This is a genomic window from Streptomyces sp. NPDC058964 (assembly GCF_042741275.1).
Taxonomy (GTDB): domain Bacteria; phylum Actinomycetota; class Actinomycetes; order Streptomycetales; family Streptomycetaceae; genus Streptomyces.
The window spans coordinates 1-5,896 of sequence record NZ_JBHYKH010000551.1 but is presented as its reverse complement, the minus strand read 5'-3'; the positions used below and the strand labels follow the sequence as shown (position 1 = coordinate 5,896).

Annotated in this window: 6 protein-coding genes; 1 reads left to right on the top strand and 5 read right to left on the bottom strand. The window is 71.3% G+C overall.

What is annotated here, in order from left to right:
* Nucleotides 1–25 precede the first annotated feature (25 nt).
* Nucleotides 26–184, top strand: a complete 159-nt coding sequence (locus ACFW2E_RS39890) for a universal stress protein (RefSeq protein ID WP_384474909.1) — start codon at nucleotides 26–28, stop codon at nucleotides 182–184.
* Between the two features lie 30 nt (nucleotides 185–214).
* Here ACFW2E_RS39890 and ACFW2E_RS39885 read toward each other — a convergent pair whose 3' ends face one another.
* Genes ACFW2E_RS39885 through ACFW2E_RS39865 form a run of 5 tightly spaced genes read right to left on the bottom strand, consistent with a single transcriptional unit; the run spans nucleotide 215 to nucleotide 5,854 of the window.
* The gene (locus ACFW2E_RS39885; RefSeq protein ID WP_384474903.1) at nucleotides 215–871 is read right to left on the bottom strand and encodes a potassium channel family protein; all 657 of its coding nucleotides are present in this window, start codon (nucleotides 869–871) and stop codon (nucleotides 215–217) included.
* Complete coding sequence (locus ACFW2E_RS39880) at nucleotides 868–1,527, bottom strand: potassium channel family protein (protein WP_384474905.1); 660 nt, start codon at nucleotides 1,525–1,527, stop codon at nucleotides 868–870. The genes ACFW2E_RS39885 and ACFW2E_RS39880 overlap by 4 nt, the downstream gene beginning before the upstream one ends.
* Complete coding sequence (locus ACFW2E_RS39875) at nucleotides 1,527–4,358, bottom strand: cation-translocating P-type ATPase (protein ID WP_384474900.1); 2,832 nt, start codon at nucleotides 4,356–4,358, stop codon at nucleotides 1,527–1,529. Before ACFW2E_RS39875 ends, ACFW2E_RS39880 begins: the two co-directional genes overlap by 1 nt.
* Before the next feature lie 31 nt (nucleotides 4,359–4,389).
* Nucleotides 4,390–4,830 (bottom strand): CBS domain-containing protein, encoded by a 441-nt coding sequence (locus tag ACFW2E_RS39870; RefSeq protein WP_384474897.1) that lies wholly within the window; start codon nucleotides 4,828–4,830, stop codon nucleotides 4,390–4,392.
* A gap of 34 nt (nucleotides 4,831–4,864) precedes the next feature.
* On the bottom strand, nucleotides 4,865–5,854 hold the full coding sequence (locus ACFW2E_RS39865; protein WP_384474894.1) for an Acg family FMN-binding oxidoreductase: 990 nt from the start codon (nucleotides 5,852–5,854) through the stop codon (nucleotides 4,865–4,867).
* Between the last annotated feature and the right edge of the window lie 42 nt (nucleotides 5,855–5,896).

Here is a 5,896-nt window from a genome sequence, read left to right as displayed (position 1 = left end):
TCTCTGGGTCTCTGTAACCCCCTCTGTGTCGGTGGGGGGGGCGGGGGGGGGGGGGGTGGTGGTGGGGGGGGGCCGCCGGGGGGGGGGTAGGTTCACCCGTGCCCTGCTCGGTTCCGTCAGCCAGCACGTGTCGCACCATGCGAACTGCCCGGTCGTGATCGTGCGCACCAGGACATCGTCGTGACCCGGGCGGCCGGGGCGATCCCTGCCCCGCTCACTGGAAGGCCGCGTGGATCTCCTGCTCGGTGGCCTCGTGGGAGACGAGCAGGAGTTCGTCTCCCGGCAGGAGCCGCACATCGGGACCCGGCACCGTGGGACGCCCGTCACGGACGACGGTGGCGACGACGGTGCCCGTCGGCAGCGGGATCTCACCCAGCAGGTGACCCGCGGCCCGCGACTTCTCGGTGATCGCCGTCTCGATGACTTCGACGCCCGCCTTGCTCAGGCGCAGCAGCGCCACCGTGTCCGTGGCACCGGTGGCCTCCTCGATGAGCGAGATGAGTGGGGTGGCCGCGGGTACGGCCACATCCACGCCCCACCGCGAGTCGAAGAGCCACGCGTTCTCCGCGTCGTTCACGCGCGCCGCCACGCGCCCCACGTCGAACCGGCGCTTGGCAAGGAGGCTGATGACGAGGTTGTCCTCGTCGCGGCCGGTGGCGGCCACGACGAGGTCGCAGGTCAGCGCACCCGCACGCTCGAGAAGTGCGGGCTCGCAGGCGTCCCCGGCCACCAGGTGCACGGACGGCATGCCCTCGAGTTCCGCGAAGCGGTCCTCGTCGTGCTCGATGAGGGTGACGTCGTTGCGTGCGGCGCAGAGCACCTGGGCGATCTGCGTGCCGAGGCGGCCCGCCCCCGCGATCAGGACGTTCACGTTCCCAGCTCCTTGTCGAGGAAGCCGCGCAGACGGCCCAGCGCGGTCGCGGCCACGGCGAAGGTGACCAGGTCGCCGGTTTCGACGAGGGCGCCGTGGGCGGGCAGCATCGAGCGTCCGGCGCGGGTGACTTCCACGACCCGGATCTCTCCGTCGACCTCGAACTCGGCCAGCTGCCGGCCGGTGAGATAGGCCGGCAACTCGGAGCGGACCAGGAGGGTCTCGCCGTTGCCGAAGGAGAGTTCCGTGGTGAGGTGGCGGTGCAGCAGCATCTGATGGATACGGCTGACGGCCCAGCGGACGCTGGAGATCGTCGGGATGCCCAGGTCCCGGTAGATGTCGGCGCGCCTCGGGTCGTGGATACGCGCCAGGACGACGGGGACTCGATAGGTCTCCTTGGCGGTACGGGCGCTCACGATGTTGCTGTTGTCACCCGAGGTGACCGCGACGAACGCGTCCGCGTGGGCGATTCCGGCCGCTTCCAGCACGGGGCGGCTGAAGCCGTTGCCCACGTGGAAGGTCCCGGGGAAGCCCGGTTGCAGCAGCCTGCGAGCCTTTGGCTGCTGGTCGACCAGACGTACGTCGTGGCCTTCGGTCACGAGCTGCGCCGCCAGGGCGGAACCGACCCGGCCGCAGCCCACGATGACCACTCTCATCATGCACCTCCCTCCGGACGCTTCCGCCGGTGCCGTAGCACCCACTTACGGGCTTCCTCGGCGGCCAGCAACAGCGCCCCGAACCCGGTGAGAACCGCCCAGTCGGCGGGGGTCAACGGCGCGGTGTGGAAGATCGCCTGCAGCGGCGGCGCGTAACTGATGGCGGCCATCAGCGCGATGCCGACGCAGCCGGCGCCGATCAGCCAGGGGTTGGACAGCAGACCCGCCCGGAAGACGCTCTGCCGGTCGGTGCGCACCGCGAGGGCGTTGAAGAACTGACTGACGACGATTCCGGCCTGGACCATGGTGATCGCCTCGCGGTAGACGGGATCGTCCCTGGTGAAGTCCGCGTACGGAATGCCGGAGGCGTGGATGTGCCAGAAGAAGACGGCACATACGCCAAGGGCCTGGATACCGCCGAGGAAGAGGATCCGGCCCATGACGCCGGTCGAGAAGAGCCGTTCCGCGCGCGGCCGCGGCGGGCTGTCCATGACGTCGGCTTCCATCGGTTCGGCGCCGAGCGCGAGCGCGGGCAGTACGTCGGAGCCCAGGTCGATGGCGAGGATCTGGACGGCGGTGATCGGCACCAGCGGGAACCCGGCGAAGGTCGCCGCCAGGATCGGCACCAGTTCGGCGATGTTGTGGCTGAACAGGTAGATCAGGAACTTGCGGATGTTCCGGTAGACCGAACGCCCCAGTCCCACCGCCGTGGTGATGGAGGCGAAGGAGTCGTCGAGCAGCACCATCACGGCGGCCTCACGGGCTACGTCCGTGCCGGAGGCCCCCATGGCGACACCGATGTCCGCGTGTTTCAGGGCCGGAGCGTCGTTGGCCCCGTCCCCGGTGACGGCGACGACCTCACCGCGCCGCTGCAACGCGGTGACCACTCGCATCTTGTGCTCGGGGCTGACCCGGCACAGCAGCAGTTCGGTGGAGCCGGCCAGCAGCGCGTCCAGGCCGGCGTCGTCCAGTACGTCCAGCTGCGTGCCCGTCACCACGGAAGGTGCCGGTCCCCGCACGATCCCGACGCGGCGGGCGACGGCCTCCGCCGTGAGGGGATGGTCGCCGGTGACCATGACGATGCGTATCCCGGCCCGCCGGCACGCGTCCACCGCGTCCCGCACCTCCGGGCGCGGCGGGTCGTACATCCCGGCGAGTCCCAGCAGGGTCAGTTCCGATTCGACGTCTCGTAGCGACGGGTGAGGGCCCGATACCCTCCCCCGGGCGACCGCCAGCACGCGCAGGCCCTGTCCGGCCATGGCGTCCGCGGCCGCGACGACCTCGCCGCGGGAGGCCTCGGTGAGGGGCGTCGCCCTGCCCTCCCGGTCCAGGGCGACGCAGCGCGTCAGCAGCTCCAGCGGCGCGCCCTTGACGCACGCTTCATACGCTCCGTCCCCGTCACGATGCACGGTGCTCATCAGTTTGCGGACGGAGTCGAAGGGATGCTCCGCCACCCGTGGCGTACGGGCCTCCTCGGCAGCCGGATCCATGCCCGCCTTCATGGCGGCGACCACGAGGGCGCCTTCAGTGGTGTCGCCGAGCACCCGCCACCCGTCCCGGCCCGTGGGCGGCACCAGTCGCGCGTTGCTGCACAGAGCCGCCGCCCGCAGCAGCCGCCGTACGGATCCCGCCTCGGCGACCTCACCGACAGGCGTGTACCCCACCCCCGATACGGCGTGCGACGCGCCGTTCGCCCACAGCCGTACGACGGTCATCTCGGCCTGTGTGAGCGTCCCCGTCTTGTCGGTGCACACCACGCTGGTCGAGCCGAGCGCCTCCACCGCCAGCAGCTGCTTGACCAGTGCGTGCTGGCGGGCCATACGGCGCACACCGATCGCCAGTGACACCGAGAGCGTCGCAGGCAGCCCTTCCGGAACGAGGGCGACCATCACCCCGAGCGAGAAGACGAACGTGTCGACGAACGGCTGGCCGCTGGGCACGCGCACCGCGAACAGGGCGGCGCCGGTGGCCAGCGCGACGCCCGCCACCCGGCGGGCCATGGCCGCGACCTGTCGCTGCAACGGGGTCTTCTGCCGGGGTGCCGCGGCAGTGAGCCGGAAGATCCTTCCGAACTCGGTGGCCGTCCCCGTGGCGGACACGACCGCCCGGCCCGTGCCCGCGACCATGTCCGTGCCCATGAACAAGCAGTTGCGGGCTTCCAGCGGCGGCCCCGCCGACACCGGTCCGGCGACCCGCGCGACGGCATCGCTTTCGCCGGTGAGTGCCGCGTTGTTGACGGCGACCTCGTGCGCCTCGACCAGTCGGCAGTCGGCCGACACCGCGTCCCCGGCTTCCAGAAGCACGACATCGCCGGGTATCAGATCCCGCGCGGGCAGTTCTCGTGCTTCGCCGTCGCGCAGCACCCGGCACGTGTGCGGCACCATCGCCTGCAGGGACTCCGCGGTGCGCTCGGCGGAGTACTCCTGGGCGAAGCCGATGCCGGCGTTCAGCAGGACCACGCCGAGGATCGCCAGGGCCAGCTGAAGCGTTGCCGGATCCCGGGGCTGCTCCAGGGCGTAGGCGAGGAAGGTGATCGCCGAGGAGACGAGCAGCACCACTGCGAAGAGGTCGGTGAACTGCGCGAGCAGTCGCCTCCACACATGCACGCGGTCGACGCTGGGCAGTTCGTTGGGGCCGTGGCGGGCCTGGCGTAGGGAGACCTCTGCCGGCGTGAGACCCCGCGGGGAACTCCCCAGGGCTGTGTAGACGTCCGGGACAGGCAGGGACGCGAGGGAGGGACCGGGGGCGCCCCGGTCAGGGGCCGGGCCGCCTGCGGACGCCATGACGTCCTTCGGTGCACCGCCGTCGCACAGCGCGGTCGTCCCTGGCACGCGATGCTCGATCGCTCCCCGCTCGGCCGGGTCAGGGGCCACACCGGGCTCCCACCGACGACGACGGCCCCGGCGGCTCCTGGAGCACGCTCCAGGCGACCGATCCGAGAAGGTCGCCCAGCCGTCTGAAGACGTCCAGGAACAGGTCGTCGACCGTCAGCACTCCCGCCACCCGCCCGCCGTCGAGGACCGGAAGGCGACGCACGCCGGTGCGGCGGAACGTCCGGTAGGCCACCTGGACGTCGTCGTTCGCATCGACCGTGATCACTTCGGCCGACATCACCGCCCGCACAGGTGCCTCCCGGCCCAGGCCACTGGCCAGGCCGTGTACGGCGAGGTCGCGGTCGGTGACGATGCCACGCAGTGTTTCGTCCTCCACGACCAGGACGGAGCCGACGGCACTCTCGGTCATCCGCCGGGTCACCTCCAGCAGGGAGACATGAGGCGCGACGGAGACCGCCGGAGCGGTCATGATCTCGGAGACCTTCATCGCGACCAGCCCTGCCTCACGCGATGTCCAGCAGATCGGCCACTGGCCGCCGCGGGCTCGCGGGGCCCACGGGGCCGTAGCCGAGCCGGAGGACCATCTGCACGTGGGCCATGGCCGAGACGGGGTCGCGAGCCACCCACCGCAGTTCCGGCCATTGCAGGAGCTGAGAGGTCATCGAGGCGACCAGCCCGTCCGCTGTGGCCTGGAGCAGGACCCGCTCCAGTGCCTGACCTGCGAGCAGCCAGTCCGCGGGGTCGTCGCGGGCCGTGCCCAGCACAGCGATGTGCGGGTTCTCCTCGAAGGACGCCCAGGCACGCCCCGGCATCGGACGGCCGACGGCGAAGTCGCGCACCGGGGCCGCTGTGCCGTGCTGGCGGGGGCCGAACGCCTCGGCGGGGATGCCGTCGTACACCGCCACGTCGGCCGACGGTGCCGTCCGCGCCCACTGCGTCGTTTCCGCGAGGATGTCCGGGGCCATCGCCTCACGGCCCTCGGCATCCTGCACCAGCTCCAGGATCGAGCTCACGTGCCAGGCGCCCGGGAACAGCAGTTGGCTGCCCTCGGCACGGGCCGCGTCGCACAGCCGTTCCCGCACGGTGTCCGGGATTTCCTCGTCACGGAACGGGAGACGGCTGGAATGCCGGCGCGAGATTGCCGGGTGCAGCCGGGTCAGTGATTCGTCGGGTGCCGCGGAGCCGTGCAGACCCACCTCGGCGAGCAGCTCCGGGTGATTCGGGTCGGGCAGCAGCCTGACGTCCGGCGCCAGCCCCATCGCGGCGGCGGCCACGCGAAGGTTGAAGAGGGCGGCACCGCAGCCGAGATGCAGGCCTCGCTGTTCCGGATCGGTCCGGGGCAGGGTCCGCTCCAGGTCGGCGTAGAGGCACAGGACGGTGCTGTCGCGCAGAAAGCGGAACCTCCAGGGCTGTGCGTTGTGCAGTGAGGGTGCCGATGCAGCCTCCGCCACCAGCCCGGAGACGGTGTTCACGGCCAAGGGTTGTGCGGTCACGGTGGCTTCCCTTCTCGGGGGGGTGTGGTGGCGTCGCTCTCA

Excerpts from the sequence above, each read along its gene's own strand:
- ACFW2E_RS39870 (WP_384474897.1), bottom strand. The coding sequence starts at position 4,830 with ATGACCGCTCCGGCGGTCTCCGTCGCGCCTCATGTCTCCCTGCTGGAG.
- ACFW2E_RS39880 (WP_384474905.1), bottom strand. The coding sequence starts at position 1,527 with ATGAGAGTGGTCATCGTGGGCTGCGGCCGGGTCGGTTCCGCCCTGGCG.